This window comes from Haloarcula sp. CBA1115 (genome assembly GCF_000827835.1).
Taxonomy (GTDB): Archaea; Halobacteriota; Halobacteria; order Halobacteriales; family Haloarculaceae; genus Haloarcula; species Haloarcula hispanica.
In genome coordinates this window covers 1,506,891-1,530,156 of the sequence record NZ_CP010529.1, presented here as the reverse complement: position 1 = coordinate 1,530,156, position 23,266 = coordinate 1,506,891, and the positions used below count along the sequence as shown (strand labels likewise).

Genomic DNA, 23,266 nt, shown 5'->3' with positions numbered 1-23,266 from the left:
TGCCCCTCGTGTTTCAGCACCGGTGTCTACAGCTCTTCGGCGACGACCGGTGCGGCGCTGACCTCGCTGACGGCGCGTTCAAGCGTGTCCGTGCCGTAGACGGCTTCGACGCCGGCGCTGTTGAGCTTCGTCAGGGCGTTGCTGGCGAGCATCGGGTGGATACAGGTGACGAACACCCGTTCGGCGTCGCGGTCGTCGAGGACGCCAACGGACTCGCTCATCGTCGACCCCGTGGCGATGATATCATCGACCAGCACCACATCACGGCCCTCGACCGGCGCGTCGCTGGGGCTGATCTCGATGTCGCCGGTGTCGTAGTCACGATCCTTCTCGAAGAAGTCCGTCTCACCCTCGCCGTACGCGTCCCGGACCGTCGTCGCGAGGGCGATTGCGCCTTCGTCGGGCGAGAGAAAGAGGGGGTTCGTCAGGTCCGCAGGCAGCGGGTCGGCGAGAACACTCGCCGCGTCGACGTTGGTGGCTGGCACGTCGAAGAAATCACAGACGGCCGGTTCGTGGGGATTTACGGTCAGTACACGGTCGGTTCCCGTCGAAATGGCGCGGGCCATCGCCCGCGAGGAGACCGGTTCGCCAGGCTTGAATGCCTCGTCCTGACGGGCGTAGCCCATGTACGGGATGACGGTGATGACCTCACTCGCGCCGCTTTCGCGGGCCGCGTCCTGCAACTGGAGCAACTGGAGGTGCGCGTCGCTGTCGACAGTGGATGCGACGACGACGGCACGCTCGCCAGCGACTGCTTCGGGGACCCGGACGACGTGCTCACCATCGGGGAACCGTTCGTACTCGACCCGTCCAAGCCGCTCGCCCGTCGCCTCGGCGAGGGTCGCCGCGAACGCCTGCGTGTCCGCCCCGGGGATAATCATGTGCGGTGGGTGGCTGTCCGGGCTAAACCTCTTTTCGATTCCCCGACATCGTGGCTGACTCTCCCTTCAGACAACTGTGCATTGTAATTGACACCCATAGCGACAACACTCACGTAACTTGTGTGATCATGCCTATTTTCCGATACAATGATATATTTTCATAATATTATTTACAACTAGATGAGGTATTTATCTCTGCTCGATTCCAAAGTACGAACAGCGCAGTCCCTCCAAAATCATGAAGGTATTACATTTAGATGACGAACCTGATTTTGCGGATTTGACCGCCCAGTTCCTCGAACGGGAAAACGAACGGCTCGAAGTTCAAACGGCAACGAACGGTACTGACGGTCTTGCGATTCTTCGGGCGGAGAACATCGATTGTATCGTCTCGGACTATGATATGCCAGTAATGGACGGGCTGGAGTTCCTGGCTGCAGTCCGCGAACAGTCTCCTGACCTGCCGTTCATCCTTTTTACTGGCAAAGGGAGCGAAGAGATCGCGAGCGAAGCTATCACGGCCGGCGTGACGGAGTACATCCAGAAAGAGCATGGGACTGACCAGTACGCGATCCTGGCCAATCGAATCACGAACCTTGTCGAACGCTACCGTGCCGTCCGTACAATCGACCGTAGCTACAGGGCGATGAAGACTGCCAGCGAAGGGATCAGCCTCATCGACCCGGACGGGACGTTTTCGTATGTGAACCCTGCCTTTGCGGACCTATTTGGATACGAGCAGGATGAACTGGCCGGCGAGCCCTGGACAATTCTGTACCACGACGATGAAGCGGACCGGCTAGAGAACGACATCATCCCAGCGGTCAAAGAAAACGAGTACTGGTCGGGTGAAACAGTTCGACTGATGAAAGACGGCGACAGGCTCGTTACGAACCATCGCCTGGCTCACGCTGACGACGGGGTACTCGTGTGTACGGCGCGGGACATCACCCCCGAACGGACGCAGTTGGTGGAACAGAGCACTCAGTTCGACGTTCTTATCGATGCCATGGACGACCACGCCTTTTTCACCCTCGACCATGAGGGCTACGTCACTCGCTGGAACGACGGTGCTCAACAATTCACTGGCTATAACGCGGAGGAAATCATCGGAGCGCACGTTTCGACGTTCTTCGAGGAGTCTGATCTGGCGAACGGCCTTCCCGAGCAACTCCTCGATACCGCGAAAACAGACGGGACCGTCTCCCACGAAGGGTTACAGATCCGTCAGGACGGCACGCGCTGCTGGACAGACATGACGCTCTCTGCGAGCTTTGACGAGTCCGGAGCGCTCCGTGGCTACGGCATTATTTTGAAAGAGGCCGACAGACAGCAAATACCGCAGTAAGAGTGCATGGACGCCGGTCGATACTGATTTATTGCCATGAAGGCCGGATAGAACCGCGAAGTCCCGCTTAGATACTACTGATCGAATCAGGCCACAGCGACGCCAACGACGTCGGGGACGCCCAGCGAGCGCTGTCGCCAGCCGCCCTGTCCGTCGGCGGTCGCCTCGGCCGCGGTTGCGACGAGGAAGGTCCCGTTCTCGGTGATCGCGTAGGTGTCGTCGCCGTAGGTCACGTCGACGACGCGCTCGGTCGCTGGCAACGTGCAGGGCTCCCACGCGCCGGCTGTCAGTTCGTACAGGCCGTCCGCCGCGGCGGCATGGACCTGCTCACCGTCGCTTGCAACTGCCAAGTGTCGGCCCGACCGGACCTCGGTCCACTCGCCGTCGCTGTCGGTGCTCCCGCCTTCGTAGCGGTACAGCCCGCTCTCGGTCGCGGCGTAGTCACCGGCCATGTCGACCACGTCCACCAGGCCGAGTCGGTCGAGCGACGGGAGGGCGTACACGCCCTCGGCCGCGGCGAGGCGGTCGCCGTCGATGGCACGGACGTCCGCGACCTCGCCGATATCTCGCCACTCCCCGCTGTACCGAGCGACGCGGCCGTCGCCGGCTGCGAGCAGTCCGTCGCCGTCGTAGCCGACGGCGGTGGCTGGCCCGAACCCAGTCGGAACGAAGCCGTCGTCGGTCAACACGAGCACGTCCTCGTCGGTGGCGACCGCGACTTCGCCGCTTGCGCCGGCCACATCACGGGCATTGCACCGTTCGCTCAGGCTGAACCGCCCGATCTGGCCGCCGGCCGTCTCGACGCGGGTGACGCCCAGTCCCGACGCGACGTACGCGTGGGTCTCCGGACGTTTCGCCCCGTACATTCGCTTCTCGGACAGTGCGATGTCGTCGTCGCTCACCTCATATCGCCTCTTTGTATGCTTCGAGCGCATTCTCTATGTCTTCACCTGTGTGGGCATCACAGATGAACTGTGACTCGAACTGGTTCGCCGTGAGGAACACGCCCTGGTCTTTCATCGCAGGCCAGAACAGGCGCTCCCACCGCTCGGTCTCGGCCTGTGTCACGTCGTGGCCGGTCTTCGGACAGTAGTCGAAGCGTGGACAGGACTCCCGCTGCCGGCAGCCAGCCTCGCAATGTCCGTCGAAGGAATCAGGCCCGTCGCGGGTGAAGATGACCTTGAACATCGAGTCCCGGCCGACGACGGTGTACTCGGGGGCCTGGTCTTCGAGGATGTCCTGCAGTCCCGCTCGGAGCCGGTCGCCGAGCTCGTTGACGTGGTCGTATACGTCGTGTTCAGCCGCATACCGCAGCGTCTCCAGGCCGGCCGCCATCGTCACGGGGTGGCCAGAGAACGTTCCGGACTGGAACACATCGCCAGCGGGGGTGAACTGCTCGATGATTTCGCTTTTGCCGCCGATGGCCCCGACCGGGAAGCCACCGCCGACAATCTTCCCGAACGTGGTGATGTCGGGGTCGATGTCGAACGCGCCTTGGGCACACTGGAGGCCGCCGACGCGGAAGCCGGTGATGACCTCGTCGAAAATAAGCAGGGAGCCGTGGTCGTCACACAGTTCCCGGAGCGTGTCGTGGTAGCCCTCGACCGGGTGGACGATGCCGTAGTTCCCGAGGATAGGTTCGGTGAGCACCGCGGCGATGTCGTCGCCGTGTTCCTCGAACACCTCGTGGGCGGCTTCCTCGTCGTTGAACGGCACGGTCAGGGTGTGCTCAGCGAAGCTCTCGGGGATGCCGGGGCTGGACGGGGCCGTGTGGTCGCCCTCGCCCTCGACCAGCGTGGACTCCTGTGCCCCGTGGTAGCCACTCTGCATCACGACGATCTTGTCCCGTCCGGTGTAGCCACGAGCCAGTCGGACTGCCGAGACCGTCGCCTCGGTCCCGCTGTTGACGAACCGGAGCATCTCGACGCTGGGGACGTGTCGGGTGACGAACTCGGCCAGCTCGACCTCGACTTCGGTGGGCGCGCCGTACATCGGCCCCTCAGCGGCGTGTCGCTGGATGGCTGACTGGACCTGCTCGGGCAGGCTGTGGCCCAGCAGCAGCGGACCATAGCCCATGACGAAATCGATGTATCGGTTCCCGTCGGCGTCGATGACGTGCCCGCCGTCCCCTTTCTCGACGAAGAACGGGTAGGGCCGTGTCGCTCGCACGGAGGAGTTGACGCCGCCAGACAGCACCGACAGGGCGCGGTCATACAGCGCTCGCGACTGCTCGTGGTTCATACGCTGCCGTTTGACCGCTGTCAGAAAGAAACTGTTGTTAGCTCGCGGTCCCACCGACCTAGTGGACGGATGTCATGCGTTCACCGGTAAAATAAATATTTCGTAAAGAGTCACTGTTATACGGTGCGTATTCGTCTATATAATTACGATAATGACATCCGAACGTACTGCGATATCATGCCAAACTGGACAAATGGGCGTCTTGACGGCGCGTGGGCGGCTGTGAGCGACTGGGTACCGACGACGTGTATGCGGTGTGCCGTTGGCTGTGGCCACATGCACCAGGGCGCCGACGAAGGGTACGGTATCGACGCTGTTCGTGGCGACGCCGCCCATCCGGTCAGTCAGGGACTCGCCTGTGCGCGTGGCCTCCGGGAGAGCAAGGCCCCCGACGGGGAGTGGCTCACCCGGCCGATGGTCCGCAGCGACGGCGAACTCCGCCAGACACAGTGGGACGTCGCGCTGGCCCGCGCCGTCGAGGGGCTTCAGGCCGTCCACCAGCAGGACCCCGACTCCGTCGCCGTGCTGGGCAGCGGCCAGCAGACCAACGAGGCCGCCTACGCCTTGGGGAAGGTCGCCCGCGGGGGCTTCGGCACGACGAACTACGACGCCAACACGACGCTGTGTATGGCGAGCGCCGTCACCGCCTACTACCAGGCCTTCGGCAGCGACGCGCCGCCGTGTACCTACGCCGACATCAGCGACGCCGACCGACACGTCGTCTGGGGGGCGAACCCGGCGGTCGCCCACCCCGTGATGTTCCGCTGGATTCAGCAGTCTGCTGACGAGGATGGCGTCGAAATCATCGTCGTCGACCCCGTCCGCTCCGAGACCGCAGAGAACTCCGAGCACCACGTCGCGCCCGACCCGGGGAAGGACCTCGCGCTGGCCCGGGCCGTCCTCGCCCGCATCGTCGAAACGGGGCGGGTCGACCGCGAGTTCGTCGACGCAGCAACCGAGGGATTCGACGACCTGCTCGCGACCCTGCCCGACGCCGCCGACGCGGCAGCCGAGGCCGGTGTCGAGATGGCCCAGGTGGACCTGCTGGCCGACGCGATGGACCAGCAAGCGCTGGTCTACTGGGGCATGGGCATCAATCAGCACGTCCAGGGGACCGAGACCGCCCGGGCGCTCATCGACCTGACGCTGGCGACGGGGAACCTCCGGCCCGGTGGTGGCCCGTTCTCGCTGACCGGCCAGGCCAACTCGATGGGGACCCGCATCTGCTCCTCGAAGGGGTCCTGGCCCGGCCAGCGGGCCTTCGAGGATCCGGACCACCGCCGCCTCGTTGCCGACCACTGGGGCGTACCGGTCGACCGCCTCCCCGACGACACCGGCCCCGGCCCTGTCGGGATGCTCGAAGGCGAGCCAGACGCCGTCTGGGCCGTCGCCACCAATCCCGTTGCCGGGATGCCCGAGGCCGAGAGCGTCCGCGAGACACTGGAAGACGCCTTCGTCGTCGTACAGGACGCCTTCCACACCGAAACGACGGAGATTGCCGACGTGGTCCTGCCCGCCGCGACGTGGGGCGAGAGCGACGGGACGACGACGAACATGGAGCGGACCATCTCCCGGGTCCGGTCGGCGACTGACCTGCCAAGCGGCGTCAGGCCGGATCTGGACATCATCGCCACCATCGGCTCGCGGCTGTTCCCCGGCCTGTTCGAGAGCACGTCGCCGGACCCCTCGGACGTCTTCGACGAGTTCACCGCCCTCACCGAGGGGACAGTCGCCGACTGCTCGGGCATCACCTACGAACGCCTCGACGACAGCCACGCCGTCAGGTGGCCCGCGCCCGACGGGGTGAGTTCGGGCGGCTACCGCTACTACGACGACGAGTCGTGGTCGTTCCCCACCGCCTCCGGCCGCGCACAGTTCTCGACGGGCCGCCAGGAGTCGCTCCCGGAGCCGACCGACGACGACTACCCGCTGACGCTGACCACGGCCCGCGAGGCCGACGGGTATAACACCGGCGTCCGGTCCCGCGGGGGTGAGGCCGGTCCGCTGGTGGCCCGCATCCACCCCGAGACCGTCGAGGAACACAGCGGCCTCGTTACCGACGACCGGCTGACCGTCGAGACCCGCCGTGGCTCCGCGACGGTCGCCATCGACCGCGACGAGGGCGTCCCCGAGGGGATGGTGTGGCTCCCCATTCACCACCCGGCAACGAACCGGCTGACGCTTTCGGACCGCGACCCCCAGTCCGACGAACCGAACTTCAAGCAGTGTGCCGCCCGCCTCGTCGCCGCCGAGGCTGAACTCCCGCCCGCCACGGCCGACTGAGCCGATATCGGGCGCGGCCCCGACGGTTCGTCGACACGCGCTTCTCCATCGCCGTCCGAAGTAATCTAAATATGTCCAATTATTCCCCCGTCCGCTGGGCGTTCAATGTCCTTAAACAGGGGATATCCGATGATATATTTGCGGTCTATCCACTCAGGCTGGGTAGAATAGCCGTTCTGTAAACGGTTACTGTTATTAAATGGTGGGACTTTCGGACTTCATGTACTGATGTGGGCACACATCCAAAATAAAGGCGGATTGGTGAACAAAGTCTCGTTATCGACCGTGAACAATACCGCGTCCGTAACCGAGGTGTCGGCATGGGACTGATCAAGATGACGAAGTACCGGACGCTGTTGCTGGCGACTATCGGGTTCAATTTCTCGTTTCTCATCTGGTTCTCCTTTGCGCCGTTCACCGGCCCGATGGCAGAGGAGTTCGGGCTCTCGACCGCGGAAATCGGTATTCTCGCCAGTTCGGCCATCTGGATGGCACCGTTCGGCCGGATGCTCACCGGCTGGCTCTCGGATAAGTTCGGTGCGCCGGCCATCTTCGCCATCGTACTGGCCTACGTCGGCGTGTTCTCGATAGGGAGCGCCTTCGCACAGGACTACTCCGTGTTCTTCGTGTTGCGACTCATCGTGGCGACGGCCGGCATCACGTTCGTCATCGGCATCCAGCACGTCGCCGAGTGGTTCGAAGAGGAGAACCTCGGCCTGGCGGAGGGCATCTACGCCGGCGTCGGGAACGCCGGTGCCGCCGGCGGGGCGCTCATCCTGCCCCGTGTGTTCGGGTCCGGCTGGAACGGGCCGCTGTTCTCGACGAACTGGCGGGCCGCCTTCTTCTACACCGGCATCGTCTCCATCCTCCTCGCAATCGCCTACTACACGCTGGGCGAGGCCGCGAAAAGCGAGGCGAAACGCCAGGCGACCAAGGAGGACACCAACTTCAAGGGCTGGCTACACACGGCCACGCGCTACGGCACCGTCGTCCTCGCCGCCGCGTACATCATGTCCTTCGGCCTCGAACTGTCGATGAACGGGTGGCTCGCCACCTACTACCGCGAAGCGTTCAACCAGGACAACCTCGTCATCGCGAGCACCTTCGCGGCGACGTTCTCAATTGCCGCCGGCCTGCTCCGGCCCTTTGGCGGCTACGGCAGCGACCTGCTGGCCCGCAAGGAGAAGAACCTCCTGCCCTTTTTCGAGGGCCAGTACCGCGAACAGTGGACGTTCCTCGGGCTCTGTTTCATCGTGGTGATGATGTTCGCCATGACGCTGGCCGGCCTCTCCGGGGTCCTGATGAACGCCGTCGTCATCGGCTTCCTCGTGGGCACGGGCTGTGCCTGGGCCGAGGGCGCTATCTTCGCGCAGGTGCCCGCGATGTTCCCGAACGACTCGGGTTCGGTCGCGGGCGTCGTCGGCGGCGTCGGCACCGTCGGCGGCATCGTCTACCCGCTGTTTTACTCCGCGCCGTGGCTGGCGAACCTCCACCTGGGGTACTCCGTGGCCGCCGTTACCATGATTCCGATTGTGTTGCTGTCTGCATGGGTGTTCCAGCCGGAAATCGCGAAAGTCGCTAACACGGCTGGGTTCGTCGGAAGCACGCAGGAAGGCACCACCGTCGCCTCCGGCGACGACTGACGCTCATCGCTCTCAAACGAGCCGTTCTTTCTCTTTTCCGCACGCGTGACGCACTGAACAGGCCGGTGTGTCGCGTCCCTCGTCGGTTCGGCTCGCGCGCGACTGACACCTCAGTTCTACGGGGTCGCGCTCCGGTCGGGCGAATCACGCCCGCGGAGCGTCCCCGACGCACAGTCCCGAACTCGACCGGACAACCGATTGCCGTCCTGCGGTTTCATCTCTGTCGACGGGGCAGTGTATAACCTCTTTAAACACCTCTCAGACGGTATAATTCTGGACGGCCATTTTCTAACGCTCTATTATTCTTTATTTCTTTAACGAATAGCGTTATAAGGAATCGAACTCAGTACTTAGACGTGAATTAGCGGACATTCAGATAGATATGAGAGATAAAAAACTACATCCATTAAGAACGGGGGCGCGCGAAGATGGCACATAAAAAGGAGGAGTACAAGGCGGAGCTGTACGGCGACGAGGTACGGGAGAAGTTAGAGGAGTTCGCCGAGAAGGGCTGGGAGTCGATTCCCGAGGACGAACGCGAGAAGTGGTTCTCGCGGTTCAAGTTCTGGGGGGTGTTCCACCACCGCGGCGGCCAGGAGTCGTATTTCATGATGCGGCTGACCAACTGCGGCGGCGTCCTGGAGCCCGACCAGCTTCGGGCCATCGGCGAGGTCGCTCGGGACTACGCGAAGGGACCGGCCGAGAACCCCGAGTTCGGGAACGGCTGGATCGACCTCACGACGCGACAGTCCATCCAGTTGCACTGGCTCAAGCTCGAAGACATCCCGGAGATCTGGGAGAAACTCGAAGCCGTCGGCGTCTCCTCGCGCTCGGCGGGCGGGGACACGATGCGGAACATCTCCGGCTGCCCGGTCGCCGGCAAGGCCGAGGAGTACGTCGAGTCCCGCCCGATTCTGGACGAGATTCAGGAGACCATCCGCGACGATAACGACCTGGCCAACATGCCCCGGAAGTTCAATATCTCGGTGACGGGGTGCAAGCAGGGGTGTGCCCAGGACAGCATCAACGACATCGGGCTGGAGCCGGCCCACAAGTTCATTGCTGGCGAGGAAGTCGAGGGGTTCAACGTCCGCGTCGGCGGCGGCCTCGGCGGCCGCGAACCGCGCGAAGCCCGTCCGCTCGACCTGTTCATCCGGCCCGAACACGCCGTCGAGACGGTCCGTGCCTTCGTCGAGTTCTACCACGAGGTTGGCAACCGGACGAACCGCTCGAAGAACCGCGCCCGGTTTTTCGTCGACGAACACGGTACCGACGCCATCCGGGAGGAACTCGACGAACGGCTTGATTTCGAGTTCGAAACCGCCGGGACCGACTTCCGCGGGGAGTACACGTACAACGCCGGCAAGTCTGCTGAACACGGTGCCCACGACCACGTCGGCGTCTACGACCAGAAAGACGACAAGAACTACGTCGGCCTCTCGGTGCCGGTCGGCCGACTCTCCGCCGAGGACGCCATCGAACTCGCGGATCTCGCCGACGCCTACGGCTCCGGCGAGGTGCGACTGACCCGCCGGCAGAACCCGCTCATCATGGACGTCCCCGACGGGAACATTTCGAATCTCCTCAACGAGCCGCTACTGGACAAACACTCGCCCGAGCCGAACCCGTTTGTTCAGGGGGCGATGGCCTGTACCGGAACGGAGTTCTGTTCACTCGCGCTCACCGAGACAAAGGCGCGGATGGCTCGCCTGCTCCGCTGGCTCGGTGACAACGTCGATGTGCCCGATGATGTTGACCGCATCAAAATGCACTTCTCGGGCTGTACGGCTGACTGCGGTCAAGCGATGACAGCCGACATCGGCTTACAGGGGATGCGCGCCCGCAAGGACGGCCAGATGGTCGAAGCCGTCGATATCGGTGTCGGCGGCGGTATCGGCGCGGAGCCGACGTTCATCGAGTGGGTCCGCCAGCGCGTCCCTGCTGACGAGGTGCCGGGCATGATCGCCAACATCGTTGAGGCATACGCCGCGCTTCGCTCGGAGGGGCAGACCTTCCGGGAGTGGGTCGACGCCACCGGCCACGAAACAATCGTCGAGCTGGCCGAACCAGAGGAAGTCGAGGGGTACACCGACCCGTGTCTGGCCGACGGCAAGCAATCGTGGTATCCCTTCGACGACGGCGAGAGCCCCGCCCCGACCGACGCCGAGGGCCAGCCGATTTCGGCGGACGACTGACCATGGCTGAGACAGACTGCCCGACCGACAACGACGGTGACGACCCGTCGGAATCCGCGGTCAAGGGGGTGGCATACGACGCGGCACCGGAGCTACTGGAGTAACGCGGCCCGGCTCCGAACAGCCGGATGTGCCGACGTGACGTGTCCGTTTCAGGGCGCGTCCGTCTGCCTCTGACAGTTGGGGACTGCTTGTGTCCAGTCCCCGCTCGGTTCTCCGTTTTCCGTATTTTCCGTTTCGCAGTAGTCGCTGTGCGCTGGCTCTAGTCCCCGTAGTCTCCGAGTTCGCACTCGGCGGCCGGGCCGCCGTCACAGTCGTACCCGACCGCTTTCGTAACCCTGAGCAGGTCGTAGAACCGACCGAGGGACTGCTCGGACTCGGGAAGCCCTTCGACCACTGGCACGCCACGCTGGGCCTGATGGTCACAGCGCCGCATCGTCTGGCTGCCCATCCCGACGGTGTACTCGCGGTTCTCCAGTTCGCGGATGACCGACGGCGGGTAGAACGTGCCGGCCCGCTCGACGGCCGCGGCGTACTGGAGCGTCTGTGCGTAGGCCAGATGGGCCACGCCGGAGGGTCGCTGTGCGTTCCCGTGCTCCGCGGTGAAGGCGTTCTTGAACGCATTGGAAAGGTCAGACGAGACGCTGGTGTCCCACGCGACCGTCCCGACGACACCGCCGAGCGCCGTCGAGGCGTTCTGTGCCACGATGCGGTTGTACAGCGGCACCACAATCCCCACCTCGTCAGGGAGAATTTCCTGGGCCGTTGTCAGCGAGTTCGCGGCGTCGAGTCCGTAGTGGTCGAGGAAGACGACCTCCGCACCGGCGTCCCGGGCCTGTTTGAGCGGTTCCTCGTAGTTCGTCGTCCCGAGACGCGTCGGGATGCTCGTGAGTTCGACCCAGCCACTTGAGGTGAAGAAATCACGGATCGACGACTCCATCGTTTGCCCCCAGTTGTAGTCCGCGTAGATCTGGACGTACTGGGCCTCCCGGCCGAACCGTTCCTTGAGTACCGGAAGCAGCGCCTGTGCGGTCATGTACGCGTTGAACATCTCCCGAAAGCTGTAGCGGACACAGTCCGTCCCCGTCGTGTCGTTCGAGTGGGTCAGACAGCACATATATGGGACCTTCTGGGCCTGTGCGACCTCCTGCTGGGCGATAGCAACGGAACTGGACGAGCCACCGGAGAACATGATGACGTCGTCCTGCTTGATCATTTCCTTTGCGTTGGCTGTCGCAACATCCGGCTTCGTTTCCGTGTCTGCAGTGACGTACTCGACGGTCTTTCCGAGCACGCCGTCGCCGCTGAGTACGTCAAAGGAGCGCTGTCCAACCCAGCCGCCGCCCTCGTTGAGGTGTGTGACAGCGAGCTCATATCCCCGGAGTTCGTCGCGCCCTTCGGCGGCGTACGTCCCTGACTGTGGCACGTTGAAGCCGAGTGTGACCGCATCGCCGTCGACCGGATAGTTCCCGAGCGGTGGGTGCTCCGGTGTGTTTTCGGCTCTCGACCCCCCGCCCTGGCACCCTGCCAGCCCGGCGAGCCCTGCGGTACCGACCCCACCGGCGATCTGTAGTACGGACCGCCTGTCAACTGCTCCCCCTCTTTCCGATCCCATACCAGCTTTTTGATGGTAAATATATATAATACTTTTTTCAATAGGAATGAGTGAACAATTAGCATAGAAGGCGCTGGTATCTGGTAGTGACGGCCTTCAGACTGTCTTCTCGGTGATTACATCCACCCTGGCCGTGCGAGGAAAAGGGGGAGAAGAGATAGGGGACCGATGTCAGTCGAGAATGTCGCTGGCTTCGGTGTCTACTGCGACGTCGGTATCGAGGTCGATATCCTGGATGAGCGCGACGAGGTCCTCCAGTTCGGGGAACGTGTACACGGTCATCCCGAGGTCGCCGTCGTCGACGGTGATACGCGAGTCGACGACGAACACCAGGTCGGAGTCCGGCCAGCCGCCCATCTCGTCGACGATGCCGTCGGCCGGCCCGAACACGAAGTTCGGTGTCCCCATGTCGATGGTCGTCTCCAGCACGTTGGCCCACCCGTCGATGAACGCGGAGGTCATGATGTTGCCGATCTCCTGCATCGCCGACCGTTCCATGTCGGAGAACCCCTCGCCCTCGCTTGGCTCACCCATTCCACCCATCATCGCGCTGGCCATCTGCTTGCTGTCGTCTGGTTCGAGCAGAAACAGGACGTAGCCGTAGGGCGGTTCGTTCAGTTCGACGTAGATGCCGACGCCCTTGTCGTCGCCGATGTGTGTTTTGACGTCCGCAATGTCGAGAAAATTGATCTGTGAGGTCCGAACTGTCGCGTCGAGCCCGGTCAGCTGCCCGAGGTTCTCCGCGACTGTCCCAGACCCCTCCTTTGCCATCTGATTGAAAAGGTCCAGCTTCCGCACGTCCACTTTCAAGCCCATATCTTCTGGAGCGGCGCGAGCGGCTTAACGCCACCGCCCCTCAACTGTCGGCCGTCTCGGGTTCGTACGGCCCCAGGTCAGTACACTCGCTTGCGGGATACTCCTCGCAGCCGTACGCGACGTCAGTCGAAAGCTGAATGACGTCGAGTACCTCGGGGCCCTGACTGGATCCTTCGACGACGGGAACAGGTCCCACCGACTGGTGATCGCATGCCCGTAACGTCGCCTCGCCGCGTCCGGCTTGGTACGTGGTGCCTTCGAGTTCACGGATGACGGCCGGCGGTTCGAACGTCCCGGCCCGCTCGACGGCCGCGGCGTACTGGAGCGTCTGCGCGTAGGCCAGTCGAGCCTGGTCTGACGGGACCCGGACCTGATCGTCGGCGTACGCCGCATCGAACGCCTCCGTGAACGCCGTCGAGAGCGGTGTCTCGATGCTGTAATCCCACGAAATAGTGCCGACGATACCGGCCATGTCGGCGCCGACATCGCGGGCCAGTTGCCGACTCACGATCGGCATGACGATGTCCATCTCTTCCGGGACTATATCCGTCGCCTGGTTCAGCGCGGTGACTGCGTCGCGCCCGCGGTAGGACAACACGATGGCGTCGACGTCAGTGTCCACGGCCTCCTGCAACTGCGGCCTGAAGTTCTCCGTTCCGACCCGCGTCTTCGTCGCGCCCATCTCGCTCCAGTTCTCCGACTGGAACCGGCGCTTGAACTGCTCGGACTGCGTGAAACCGAAATCCGAGCTGGCGTGCAACTGGTAGAACTCCGTTCGCCCGTCGAACCGCTCGGTCAACACCGGAGCCAGCGCGTTGGCGGCCATCCGACCGTTGTGCATCTCCTGAAACCCGTACCGCGAGCAGCCGATCCCCGTAACGTTCGTCCCCGGCGCGAACCCGAGCATGTGGACCACGCCGCGGGTCGGACAGTACTTGAGCAACTCCCGGGCTGTGTTCGTCGACCCGCCGCCGGCGACCATCACGGCACCGTCCTGCTCGACCAGCGTCTCTGCCACGTCACGGGCCGTTTTCGAACTGGACTCCGTGTCAGCTATGACGCTCTCGACCGTCCGGCCGAGAATGCCGTCCCCGGACAGCGCCTGCCACGCGTCGGTGTCGACCCAGCCGCCGCCCTCGTTGAGGTGGTCGATGGCCAGTTCGAACCCGCGCTGCTGGCCGGTCCCAAGCGGCGAGAACGACCCCGACTGCGGGACTGTGAGGCCAAGCGTCACCTGGTCGTCGTCGACCGGCTGGTTCGCGTACGCTGTGGCACTGCTTGTCGGCGTCGTGGCGCGACTGCCCCCGCCACAGCCAGCAAGTCCGGCGAGCGAACTCGCTCCGACGGCTCCGAGTAGCTCCCGTCGCGTCACCGTTGACCCCCGAGCATCCCAATCCATGATGAAAAATATATTACTACTGCTGTAATTAAACCTTCCTTCATCGCTCAATAGGTCTCCAAACCGATACGGGACGCTACTCACTGCTGTGGTTGCCAGTCGGAAAACAGGCGTCGTCCTCAGGCGTCAGTTCCGTCGACCGGGAACTGCTCGTGCTCACACACCGTGTTCAGCACGACTGATGTCGAGGCAGACCGGATGTCCTCGTCGGTCAGCAGCGTCTTTATCCGCTCGTTCATCGACTGCGTGTCGGTGAACTTCCCGACGGCCACGATGTCGTGGTCGCCGGTCACTTCGTAGACCGCGATCATCTCGCGTCGATCCCGTAACCGGTCCACCACCCGTCCGAGCCCGTCGCCCTCGACGGAGAGCTGGAACACGGCGGTCACGTCGTAGCCCAGCGCCCCGTAATCGATGTCGACGGTGTATTCGTCGATCACACCGGTCGCCTCCAGGTCGTCCATCCGGCGAGACACCGTGGTCGCCGCGATACCGGTCGCGGCGGCGACGTCACGGGCGCTCGCCCGGCCGTCCTGAAGCAGTGCGTTCACTACCTGTCTGTCGGTATCATCGACCATTTCGTCCGCTCAGACTGCCTCTGGGCCTTCTTTACCGGTTCGGACCTGGTAGGCGTTGTCCACGGGGAGGACGAATATCTTGCCGTCACCTTTCTCGCCGGTGTGGGCACCGTCGGCGATGGCGTCGACGACATCCTCCGCGGGGATGTCCGCGACCACCGTCTCGACTTTGACCTTCTGGTGCAGGTCGACGACGTACTCCTCGCCGCGCCACTGCCCCTTCTTTGCGGGCTGTGAGCCGCGACCGGAGACGTTCGTCACTGTCAGCGAGGGCGCGCCGACCTCGGCGAGCGCCTTCTTCACGTCGCCGAGTTTGTCCGGTCGAACCATTGCGACTACCATCTTGATTTCAGAGTCGTCGGTTTCGTCAGTCATCTTGGGAACCTCCGTCAGTACGCATGCTCGGGCTCACTTTACCACCATCGGCGACGACGCTCTCGCCACCACCGAACTCGGGGTAGGTCTCGACGCCGTGTTCGCTGACGTCCAGCCCTTCCTGCTCGTGTTCGGGCGTGACCCGCGCCTGGCCGGCCGCCTTGAGGGCGTACCAGACGACCCCGGTTGCGACAATCGTCCAGCCCGCGATGGCGGCGACGCCGATCAGCTGTGCGATAAAGGCGTTAACGACCGACCCGACCGTGCCGGACGTGGCGACGAACGGGAACAGCAGCGTGCCGAGCACGCCGGCGCTCCCGTGGACCGGGAAGACGGCACAGACGTCGTCGATTTTCATCCGGTTCTCGATGAAGCTGAACACGACCGGCAGCTGTCCGCCCGCGAGGCCGCCGACGACGATTGCGCCCCACCACGTCGTGGTGTCGGGGATCGCCGTGATGCCGACCAGCCCGGCGAGCAGCCCGTTTGCCACGTACAGGGTGTCGACCTTCCCGGTCTTCAGCCACGCGACCAGTCCGGCACCCATCGCACCGCAGGCCATCGCGATGGTCGTCGTCATCGCGACGCGGCCGACCGTCGCGAACGCGCCGAGGGCGAGCGATCCGTCCTCAACGACGAAGACGGTCGCCGCCGTCCCGACGTTGAAGCCGTACCAGCCGAACGCGAGGATGAGCGTTCCCAGAACGGCGAACGTCAGGGAGTGGCCCGGAATGACGTTCGCGGAGCCGTCCTCGTTGTACCGGCCCATGCGTGGGCCGAGGACGTACGCCGCCGTGAGGCCCGCGATGCCGCCCATGCCGTGGACGATCATCCCGCCGGCGAAGTCGTGGAACGCCTCGCCGCCGAAGCTGATGTACGCGCCGGCCCACGTGATCCCGGTGACGACTGGGTAGATGACCGCCGCCAGCAGGAACGTGTACGTGATGTACGCACGGAGCTTGGCCCGTCCAGCGACCGCGCCGGAGACGATGGTCGCCGCCGTCATCGCGAAGACGGCACCGAACAGCCAGCCGACGTAGTCGTTTGCGGCCCCTGCGCCGAAGGCGGGCGAGAAGCCGCTCCCGCCGACCAGGGCACTGATCCCCGAGCCGATCAGGAAGAACACCGTCACGCCGACCGACCAGGTCAGGAGGTTCTTCGTTAGCTGGTTCGCGACGTTCTTCGAGCGCACCTGGCCCGCCTCCAGCATGGCGAAGCCCGCGTGCATGAAGAAAATCAGGAACGATACCACCAGTACCCACAGCAGGTTAACCCCCTCTGCGAGTACGCTCGGATCTACCTGTAGTGCAGTGTAGCTCATTTCTAGCTCACCTGTTTCGTTTTCGTATCGACAGCCGTCTGCATGTCCAACTTTGCCCCACTTTGGCTCAACTTCTTCAACTCTTTCACGAGAAAGGCTCTGGTAACAACACTACATAAGGTTTGCCTTTATGAACACGGAAATTAGAGGGGATATGGTAGACGACCGTCCAGATTAGGGTATGATATTATGGATATAAGGTTGTTCTCCGTCAAGAAAGTCCGTATATGCACACTGGAATTTTGGACGTTTGTTGCCCCCAGTTCCGGCCAGAGGGGGCCAAATAGGCCGTTTTCCCTTGCGCGCGCTCCCGTCTGGCGGGTGTTGCCAGCGACAACAGGGTTATATCTCGCGAATACAGATTCTGATTCAGTATAAATGTCCGGAAAACAGTGGCGTTTCGTGGCACAACGTCCCGAGAAACTGTACAACTCGACTATGAATCGGAGGGACAGTAGCTGATTATGGCTTCAGACCACTATCCCTCCGTTCCGGACCAGTCGACGGCCGTGACAGAGGAGCGAGCGGTCGCAAACGCACAGGGCGCACTTGATGTCGTTCAGGCGGCGTCGGCGACCGTCGGCGAGCAACTCGCGGCGATTGACGACCGCGCAACGGCACAGGCGACCGACGCACAGCAGATCGCCGACGACGTCTCGTCGCTTTCCGCCACAATCGAGGAGATCGCTGCGACCGCGACCGAGGTCAGCGAGCAGAGCCAGCGGGCGACGGATGCGGCAAACGACGGCCGGGAGGCCGCATCCGACGCCATCGAGTCGATGGACGAGGTCCGCGAACTGGGGCAGGCAGTTGCCGCGGAGGTGGCCGCCCTGGAGGACCGGGTCGACCGTATTGCCGATGCACTGGCCGGCATCGACCGTATCGCCGACCAGACGAATATGCTCGCGCTGAACGCCTCGATAGAGGCGGCGCGGGCGAGCGACACCACCGACACAGACGGGTTCGCCGTCGTTGCAGACGAAATCAAGGGGCTCGCCGAGGAGTCCCAGCAGCAGGCTGCGGAAATCGAAACGACGCTGGCTGCGGTTCGCGAAGCCACAGACGACACCGTTGCACAGCTCAACGAGGCCATCGACGGAATCGACACTGGGGCCGAGCAGGTCACCACGGCGATGGCGCGGCTCGACGACGTGGCCGATACCGTCGCGGAGACGGCCGACGGCATCGCGTCTGTCTCGGCGGCGACCGACGAGCAGGCGACGACGAGCGAAGCGGTCGCCGAGCGGTGTGAGACGGTCTCGGACCGCGCCGCCGCCATCGAAGACGACCTCTCGGAGATACGCGCCGCCCGCTCCGAGCAGACCGCGATGCTGGACGAGATTGACGACGTACTCGCCGCTGCAGAGGCTGACCGGCAGGACCGTCTGGCGGACGCACCGACAGTCTCGACCGGTATCGACGGTATCGACGACCTCTGTGGCGGCGGGCTCGTCATGGGGGGCCAGGCTGTCTTCCGGTACTCTGACGGGACGCAGGTCGACGGCGCTATCGCTCAGTTGTGCGCGACGGCCGTCGCCGCCGGCCGGGCGGTCTCGCTGACGCCGCCCCCGTCGCTTGACCGGTCGACGCTGGCCGCTGCGTTCGCGGCGACCGACCGCTCGCTCACGGACGCACTCGACGACGACGCCCTGTTCATCCTCGATGCGTTCGGGAACTGGGACGCCCGGTACAACGTGTTCGACCTCGAACGGACCTCGCTGGCTGCCGCCAACGAGACGACGGCCACCAGACGGGACGCCCCGCTGGTCATCGTCGGAAACATTCAGGGCGAGATACGGATGATGGGCGAACAGGCGGCCAGGGAAGCCCGGTACGAGAACGACGACGGCGTCTTCGACCCTCACGACACAGTAGTCAACGTCATCAACGACGACGCGGTCCCGGCCACGCTCGGGGCGTTCTACTCGGGCGCTGCCGACCAGGAACTCACGCTGGCACGGACTGACGGCCGCGAGTACCTGACGCTCACGGCCTCGCCGCGTGGTACTGTGGGTGAGAAACAACCGGTCTCACAGCTGTCGAGCCCACCCTTCCTCCGAATCAGAGACAACTGATGTTCTGCATCGACGACACTGGTCGGTTCACGTTCGCGACGGACGAATTCGCCGCATTGCTTGGGCGGACGCCTGCCGAACTTGTTGGAACACCTGTCGAGGCGGTGGTCGCAGCCGAGGACCGTGAGCCACTGGCCACAGCGAGACAGGCCGTCAGCAGCGCGCCGGGCCGGCTGACCAGAACCTGCCAGGTTACGCTCCCGCAAAGCGATCTTCCTGGTCCAGTTCCGGTTGAGCTCACGACGGCGGCCGACGGGTCCGTCGTCGGCTCGCTCTGTCGAACGGCCGAGACGGCCGACCCCTTTCAGTACTTGTTCGACCTCATCCAGGACGCGGTCGTCGGCTTCGAAATCGTCAATTTCGTCCCGATTGTCCGCACGGTCAACCCCGCGTTCGTCGACACCTTCGGCTACGACCGCGAGGAAATCGTCGGCGAACCGCTCAACGAGTACATCGTTCCCGGCGACCGCGTCGAAGAGGCGGTTAACTACGACCAGCGGACGGCCTCGGGCGAAATCAACTACGCCGTCGTCTCCCGGAAAACAGCCGACGGCTGCCGCGAGTTCATCTACCGCGGCGTCCCGTACGACACGACCGACGGCCGTCGCTGCGGGTTCGCGATGTACACGGATGTGACTGACAGCCGGCGGCAAAAGCGGCGACTCCGCGTTCTCCACCGCGTCCTGCGGCACAATCTCCGCAACGAACTCTCTGTCGTGCTCGGGACGGCTGAATACGTCCGAGCCCACGCAGCTGACTCGTCCGTCTCGTTGGCCGCGTCTCGCGCCCTCGATGCGGCCGACCGCCTCGCCGCCGTCAGCGAAAAGGCCCGAAGCGTCGAGACCGCGCTCGACGGCGAATCCGATCAGTCGGTCGACGCGGCGGCGCTGGCTCGGTCCGTCGCCGACAGTTATCGCCCCGAGACACCGGTCGAAACAGCACTCCCCGAGACACTCCCTGTCACCGGCGGGACGGCCGTCTACGACGCGCTCGACAACCTCGTCGAGAACGCGGTGAGCCACACACCAGAGGGCACAGCCGTTCGAATTACGGCCGAGCGGACCGGTGGAGACGCGTTCGTCCGCGTTCGCGACGACGGCCCCGGTATCCCCGCCGTCGAACGGGCCGTCGTGTTCGAGGACGCGGATATCACCAATCTCCAGCACGGGAGCGGCCTCGGTATCTGGCTCGCTCGGTGGGTCGCCGAGGCGGCCGGCGGCGGCATCGAGTACGAACGAGCCGACGGGTGGACGACCGTCTCGCTCAGGCTCCCGCTCTCCGATGCCGATGACGTTCTCACACTGGCTGACACCGCGGAATCCGAGGTTACACCGACGCGGAAGTGAGCGCTGTCCCGTCCGCTGTGACGCTAGCGCCTGAGCGCCGCGGTCAGCGCGATTGCGCCCAGCACGACGCTCGCCAGCGCCAGCGGTGACAGCGGCGGCACGTCGAGCTGAAAGAGCAGCGTCGTCACCACGACGCTCGCCCCGACAAGCCCTGTCGTTCCCGCGACATGGGTGAGTTCCACGGGCGTTCCGGGCGCTGTTCCGAGGTCCGCGTAGAGGTCGATAGCCGCGTGTGCGAACGTCCAGGCCAGCACCGTCGCGCCGCCGGCGACCAGCACCGTGGTCGTCGTTGCCCCCTGAAGGGCGGCCACCAGCAGCGCCAGGAACAGTGACGCGCTGGCGACGTCGATGAGCCGGCCGGACTGAATCAGTTGCCCGCCGGCGAGCAGCACAACGCCGACGAGGGCGGCAGCGGTCGAGACCGCGCTAATGCCGGCGACGAAAAGCGTCACGACGCCCGCCGTCAGCGCCGCACCGCCACAGACGGCTCCGGTTCGCGGTATCATTGGCCACCCCGCCAGGCCCGTTCGGTTACCTGTTCCAGCGGCTCAGTTGCGGGCCAGTCGTGGACGGCGATGCCGGCGGCTCGCAACCGACGGAGCCGCTCACGGCGTTCGAGCCGTGCCAGCCGGTGGCCCGCCGTGTCCGTCGCGGTCGGGTCGGGACTCAGGACCGTCACCGGGTGGCCGCTGGCGGCGAGTCGACGGACCAGCGCCTCGCTGTCGTCGTCACACAGCGGCCCGAGGAAGACGACGTTCGCCGCTGTCGGCAGTTGTGCGATGAGCTTCGTTGTGTCCGGTGTTCGGGTGACCGATGTCGCGGCGAACGCGCGGTCGGTCCTGAGCAGGTCCCGGGCCTGTTGCTGGTGCGCGGCGCTCGTGCCCGGTGCGAGCCACGCTCCGTGTGGCGAGTACGCCGCGACGCCGACCTCGTGGCCGTCCTCGGGGAGCCCCTCGACGAGGGCGACGGCAGCCATCGTCGACCGCTCGATGGCTGTCTCGGCGTCCGGACGCGGCGCGAGCGCGGCGGCTGCTCTGGCGTCGACGACCACCACGACCGTCGCGGATTGCTCGCGGCGGAACTCGACGGTCCGCAGGTCGCCGGTGCGGGCGTACTGATTCCAGTCGACGCGGGAGAGCGGGTCGTTCGACCGGTGCTCCCTGACCGCGTAGAAGGAGACCCCTTCGCCGCCCTCGTCGACGGGCACCGTCCCGGGTCGGCGGGCCACTGCGGGGACCAGCGGCAACAGCGCCGAACTGGTCGGCTGTTCCCAGGTGACGGTGTCGGGTTCGGTCGTGACGGACGTTCGTCGGGCGACGACGCCGACCACGTCCCTGACGACGACCGTCGCCGGGTCGAACACGCAGCGGTCGGTCCCGCCAGTAATCTCGTAGGTAATCGTCGTCGATGCGCCGGGCCGCAGCGCCGTCCCCAGCGACGCCGACCCGTCAACGACGCGGACAGAATCCGGCACGCCGTCGGCGAGCCGGAGGTCCGGAATCGTCCGTGATCCGTCGTTGCGGACGGTGAGCGCCACGGTGACCCGCTCGCCGAGTGCGGGTTCTGTCGGTGTGATGGACCGCTGTATCGACACGTCCGCCGCTGGCGGGACAGCGACCCGGTCGTACGCGCTCAGCGTGACGCCGAGCCCGCCCAGCAACACGAGCGCGGGGACTTGCCCCACCAGTCCGACGCCGACGGCGACCAGTGCGGCCCCGGCCAGCCCGAACCAGCGGCCGGTGCGGTGGACCTCGCTCATCGCTCCTCGTCGCGCCGTCGGAGTTCCGCCGTCGCGTGGGCGACGCGCCGCTGGAACGGACGGATACCCGAGAGCCACCCGGACAGCCGCGCCCGGAGCGATATCGGTGTCCCGTCGAACAGTTTCCGAGCCGGCTCCCTGTCCGTCCACGCGCCGGACCGGAGCGCGTCCGCTGCCTCGTCGGGAGAGAGCCCGTCGCGCTGGAGGACGGTGACAGCGACCCCCTCGACGCGCCGCCGGATCGCTTCCTGTCCGGCTCCAGCAGCAAGCGCCTCGTCGATATCGTCGCCGGGGACCGTGACGTACTGGCTGTCTGTGTCCGGCAGCGCCATCCCGCGTTCGCTGTCGAGGGAGCGAACCAGGAGCGCGAGGAGCGCGACACCGCCAGCGAAGACGGCCACCGCGAGTATCGGGAGATCCGAGACAGCGCCCGAGGGCAACAGCGGCGCGCCGAGCGCGGCGAGGCCGAGGCCGATGGCTGTCGCGACGAGGCCAAGTGCCAACGGGAGCCGGCGCAGTGTCACGCCTTGCCCTCCCCGGCGGACCCGTCGGCGTCTTTGTCCGCAGAAGGCATCTCGTCGGGATTCGCCACGATGTCGTCCGTGTCGTCGGTCGCTCGTTCCAGCGCCTCGCGGGCCTGCGATTCCAGATCTGCGTCCGGCCGGTCTCGGCCGTAGCGAACCCGCTCGAACACCGACCTGAGCGAGGCGACAGCGTCGGGGTCGGCACCGGCAGCCGTCGCGTCCGCCTCGATGTCCTGCGGGGACGATGCATCGTCGTCCACGGTCACCGCATCTTCGAGGGCGGCCCACGCGCGGTACACGTCGTTGGTCAGGGGTACGTCGATTGCAGCCGCGCTATGCGAGGGGGCCTTCGCGGACTCCGCTGTTGCGACGGCTGGCGTTTCGCCGCCCGTCTCGTCGATGGTCCGGCTCTGACCGGCCAGCCGCCAGAGGACGACCAGACCCACTGCGAGGCCGACGGCGAGCGCACCGACTGCCGGGGCGGGGACACTCGGCAGCAGCGCGCGAGCGCCGTTTTCGCTTTCGGGTGGGTCGATGCTACCCGGCGGGTCGCTGAGGCCCTGTCCGTCGGGGTTGTCGATCTCGCTGTCGTCACGGGTCATCTCCGCCTGGTCGGACCCGGTGGCGGCGTCGAGGCTCGCGGCGCCGACGCTGAACGACAGCAGCGCAATCGCGGCGACAACCGCCACGAGGAGGGACTGTCGCTGCATACGGCCACTCCGCCCCTGTCACATGAATAGGTTAGGGACCTGCCGTTCGCTGGAACCCATGGGCGCGGTTCGAACGGGTACACACGGGGACTGTTCCCGCCTATAGTAGCCATTGAAAATCAATGCACACCTGATCGCACGACTGCAGTGCGATCAG

Annotated in this window: 19 protein-coding genes; 6 read left to right on the top strand and 13 right to left on the bottom strand. The window is 64.9% G+C overall.

The annotated features are described in order from the left end of the window. Positions 1 to 26 precede the first annotated feature (26 nt). A complete protein-coding gene (locus SG26_RS07595) occupies positions 27 to 881 on the bottom strand; it encodes a ribose-phosphate diphosphokinase (protein ID WP_050037253.1) in 855 nt (284 codons plus the stop codon). 238 nt (positions 882 to 1,119) lie between these two features. Here SG26_RS07595 and SG26_RS07590 point away from each other — a divergent pair, with 238 nt between their 5' ends. Next, on the top strand, positions 1,120 to 2,229 hold the full coding sequence (locus SG26_RS07590) for a PAS domain S-box protein (protein ID WP_050037252.1): 1,110 nt from the start codon (positions 1,120 to 1,122) through the stop codon (positions 2,227 to 2,229). A gap of 86 nt (positions 2,230 to 2,315) precedes the next feature. On the opposite strand, the gene SG26_RS07585 is transcribed toward SG26_RS07590, so the two are convergent. Then, complete coding sequence (locus tag SG26_RS07585; protein ID WP_050037251.1) at positions 2,316 to 3,131, bottom strand: hypothetical protein; 816 nt, start codon at positions 3,129 to 3,131, stop codon at positions 2,316 to 2,318. A gap of 1 nt (position 3,132) precedes the next feature. Continuing rightward, the gene (locus tag SG26_RS07580; RefSeq protein WP_014041652.1) at positions 3,133 to 4,470 is read right to left on the bottom strand and encodes a glutamate-1-semialdehyde 2,1-aminomutase; all 1,338 of its coding nucleotides are present in this window, start codon (positions 4,468 to 4,470) and stop codon (positions 3,133 to 3,135) included. Between the two features lie 177 nt (positions 4,471 to 4,647). On the opposite strand from SG26_RS07580, the gene nasA reads away from it, so the two are divergent. The 3 genes from nasA (at position 4,648) to SG26_RS07565 (ending at position 10,591) form a co-directional block, all read left to right on the top strand. Further along, positions 4,648 to 6,753 carry an assimilatory nitrate reductase NasA gene (gene nasA / locus SG26_RS07575; RefSeq protein ID WP_079980812.1) on the top strand — a complete coding sequence of 702 codons (2,106 nt, stop codon included), beginning with the start codon at positions 4,648 to 4,650 and terminating at the stop codon, positions 6,751 to 6,753. A 320-nt stretch (positions 6,754 to 7,073) separates the two neighbouring features. Next, positions 7,074 to 8,396: an MFS transporter gene (locus tag SG26_RS07570; RefSeq protein WP_050037250.1), complete on the top strand. Its 1,323-nt coding sequence runs from the start codon at positions 7,074 to 7,076 to the stop codon at positions 8,394 to 8,396. A gap of 428 nt (positions 8,397 to 8,824) precedes the next feature. Continuing rightward, positions 8,825 to 10,591 carry a nitrite/sulfite reductase gene (locus tag SG26_RS07565; RefSeq protein ID WP_050037249.1) on the top strand — a complete coding sequence of 589 codons (1,767 nt, stop codon included), beginning with the start codon at positions 8,825 to 8,827 and terminating at the stop codon, positions 10,589 to 10,591. Between the two features lie 262 nt (positions 10,592 to 10,853). Here SG26_RS07565 and SG26_RS07560 read toward each other — a convergent pair whose 3' ends face one another. From SG26_RS07560 to SG26_RS07535, 6 genes are all read right to left on the bottom strand, one after another. Further along, positions 10,854 to 12,206, bottom strand: coding sequence for a substrate-binding protein (locus tag SG26_RS07560; protein WP_050037248.1), 1,353 nt, complete (start codon positions 12,204 to 12,206; stop codon positions 10,854 to 10,856). A 171-nt stretch (positions 12,207 to 12,377) separates the two neighbouring features. Further along, positions 12,378 to 13,022 carry a chemotaxis protein CheC gene (locus tag SG26_RS07555; RefSeq protein WP_014041647.1) on the bottom strand — a complete coding sequence of 215 codons (645 nt, stop codon included), beginning with the start codon at positions 13,020 to 13,022 and terminating at the stop codon, positions 12,378 to 12,380. 40 nt (positions 13,023 to 13,062) lie between these two features. Continuing rightward, positions 13,063 to 14,421, bottom strand: a complete 1,359-nt coding sequence (locus SG26_RS07550; protein ID WP_050037247.1) for a substrate-binding protein — start codon at positions 14,419 to 14,421, stop codon at positions 13,063 to 13,065. A 119-nt stretch (positions 14,422 to 14,540) separates the two neighbouring features. Beyond that, a complete protein-coding gene (lrp, locus tag SG26_RS07545) occupies positions 14,541 to 14,999 on the bottom strand; it encodes an HTH-type transcriptional regulator Lrp (protein ID WP_050037246.1) in 459 nt (152 codons plus the stop codon). A gap of 9 nt (positions 15,000 to 15,008) precedes the next feature. Then, positions 15,009 to 15,374, bottom strand: a complete 366-nt coding sequence (locus tag SG26_RS07540) for a P-II family nitrogen regulator (protein ID WP_004517663.1) — start codon at positions 15,372 to 15,374, stop codon at positions 15,009 to 15,011. After that, positions 15,367 to 16,695, bottom strand: coding sequence for an ammonium transporter (locus tag SG26_RS07535; protein ID WP_014041644.1), 1,329 nt, complete (start codon positions 16,693 to 16,695; stop codon positions 15,367 to 15,369). The genes SG26_RS07540 and SG26_RS07535 overlap by 8 nt, the downstream gene beginning before the upstream one ends. 464 nt (positions 16,696 to 17,159) lie before the next feature. Between SG26_RS07535 and SG26_RS07530 the strand changes: the two genes are divergently transcribed. Together SG26_RS07530 and SG26_RS07525 are read left to right on the top strand one after the other, a co-directional pair. Further along, positions 17,160 to 18,770, top strand: a complete 1,611-nt coding sequence (locus tag SG26_RS07530) for a methyl-accepting chemotaxis protein (RefSeq protein WP_050037245.1) — start codon at positions 17,160 to 17,162, stop codon at positions 18,768 to 18,770. After that, complete coding sequence (locus SG26_RS07525) at positions 18,770 to 20,116, top strand: ATP-binding protein (protein ID WP_050037244.1); 1,347 nt, start codon at positions 18,770 to 18,772, stop codon at positions 20,114 to 20,116. The genes SG26_RS07530 and SG26_RS07525 overlap by 1 nt, the downstream gene beginning before the upstream one ends. Positions 20,117 to 20,139: 23 nt before the next feature. Here the strand turns inward: SG26_RS07525 and SG26_RS07520 are convergent, their stop codons facing one another. Genes SG26_RS07520 through SG26_RS07505 form a run of 4 tightly spaced genes read right to left on the bottom strand, consistent with a single transcriptional unit; the run spans position 20,140 to position 23,109 of the window. After that, complete coding sequence (locus tag SG26_RS07520; protein WP_050037243.1) at positions 20,140 to 20,622, bottom strand: hypothetical protein; 483 nt, start codon at positions 20,620 to 20,622, stop codon at positions 20,140 to 20,142. Then, positions 20,619 to 21,875: a DUF58 domain-containing protein gene (locus SG26_RS07515; RefSeq protein WP_050037242.1), complete on the bottom strand. Its 1,257-nt coding sequence runs from the start codon at positions 21,873 to 21,875 to the stop codon at positions 20,619 to 20,621. The genes SG26_RS07520 and SG26_RS07515 overlap by 4 nt, the downstream gene beginning before the upstream one ends. Next, a complete protein-coding gene (locus SG26_RS07510; protein WP_023843462.1) occupies positions 21,872 to 22,399 on the bottom strand; it encodes a hypothetical protein in 528 nt (175 codons plus the stop codon). Before SG26_RS07510 ends, SG26_RS07515 begins: the two co-directional genes overlap by 4 nt. Then, positions 22,396 to 23,109 carry a DUF4129 domain-containing protein gene (locus SG26_RS07505; RefSeq protein ID WP_050037241.1) on the bottom strand — a complete coding sequence of 238 codons (714 nt, stop codon included), beginning with the start codon at positions 23,107 to 23,109 and terminating at the stop codon, positions 22,396 to 22,398. Before SG26_RS07505 ends, SG26_RS07510 begins: the two co-directional genes overlap by 4 nt. Positions 23,110 to 23,266 lie beyond the last annotated feature (157 nt).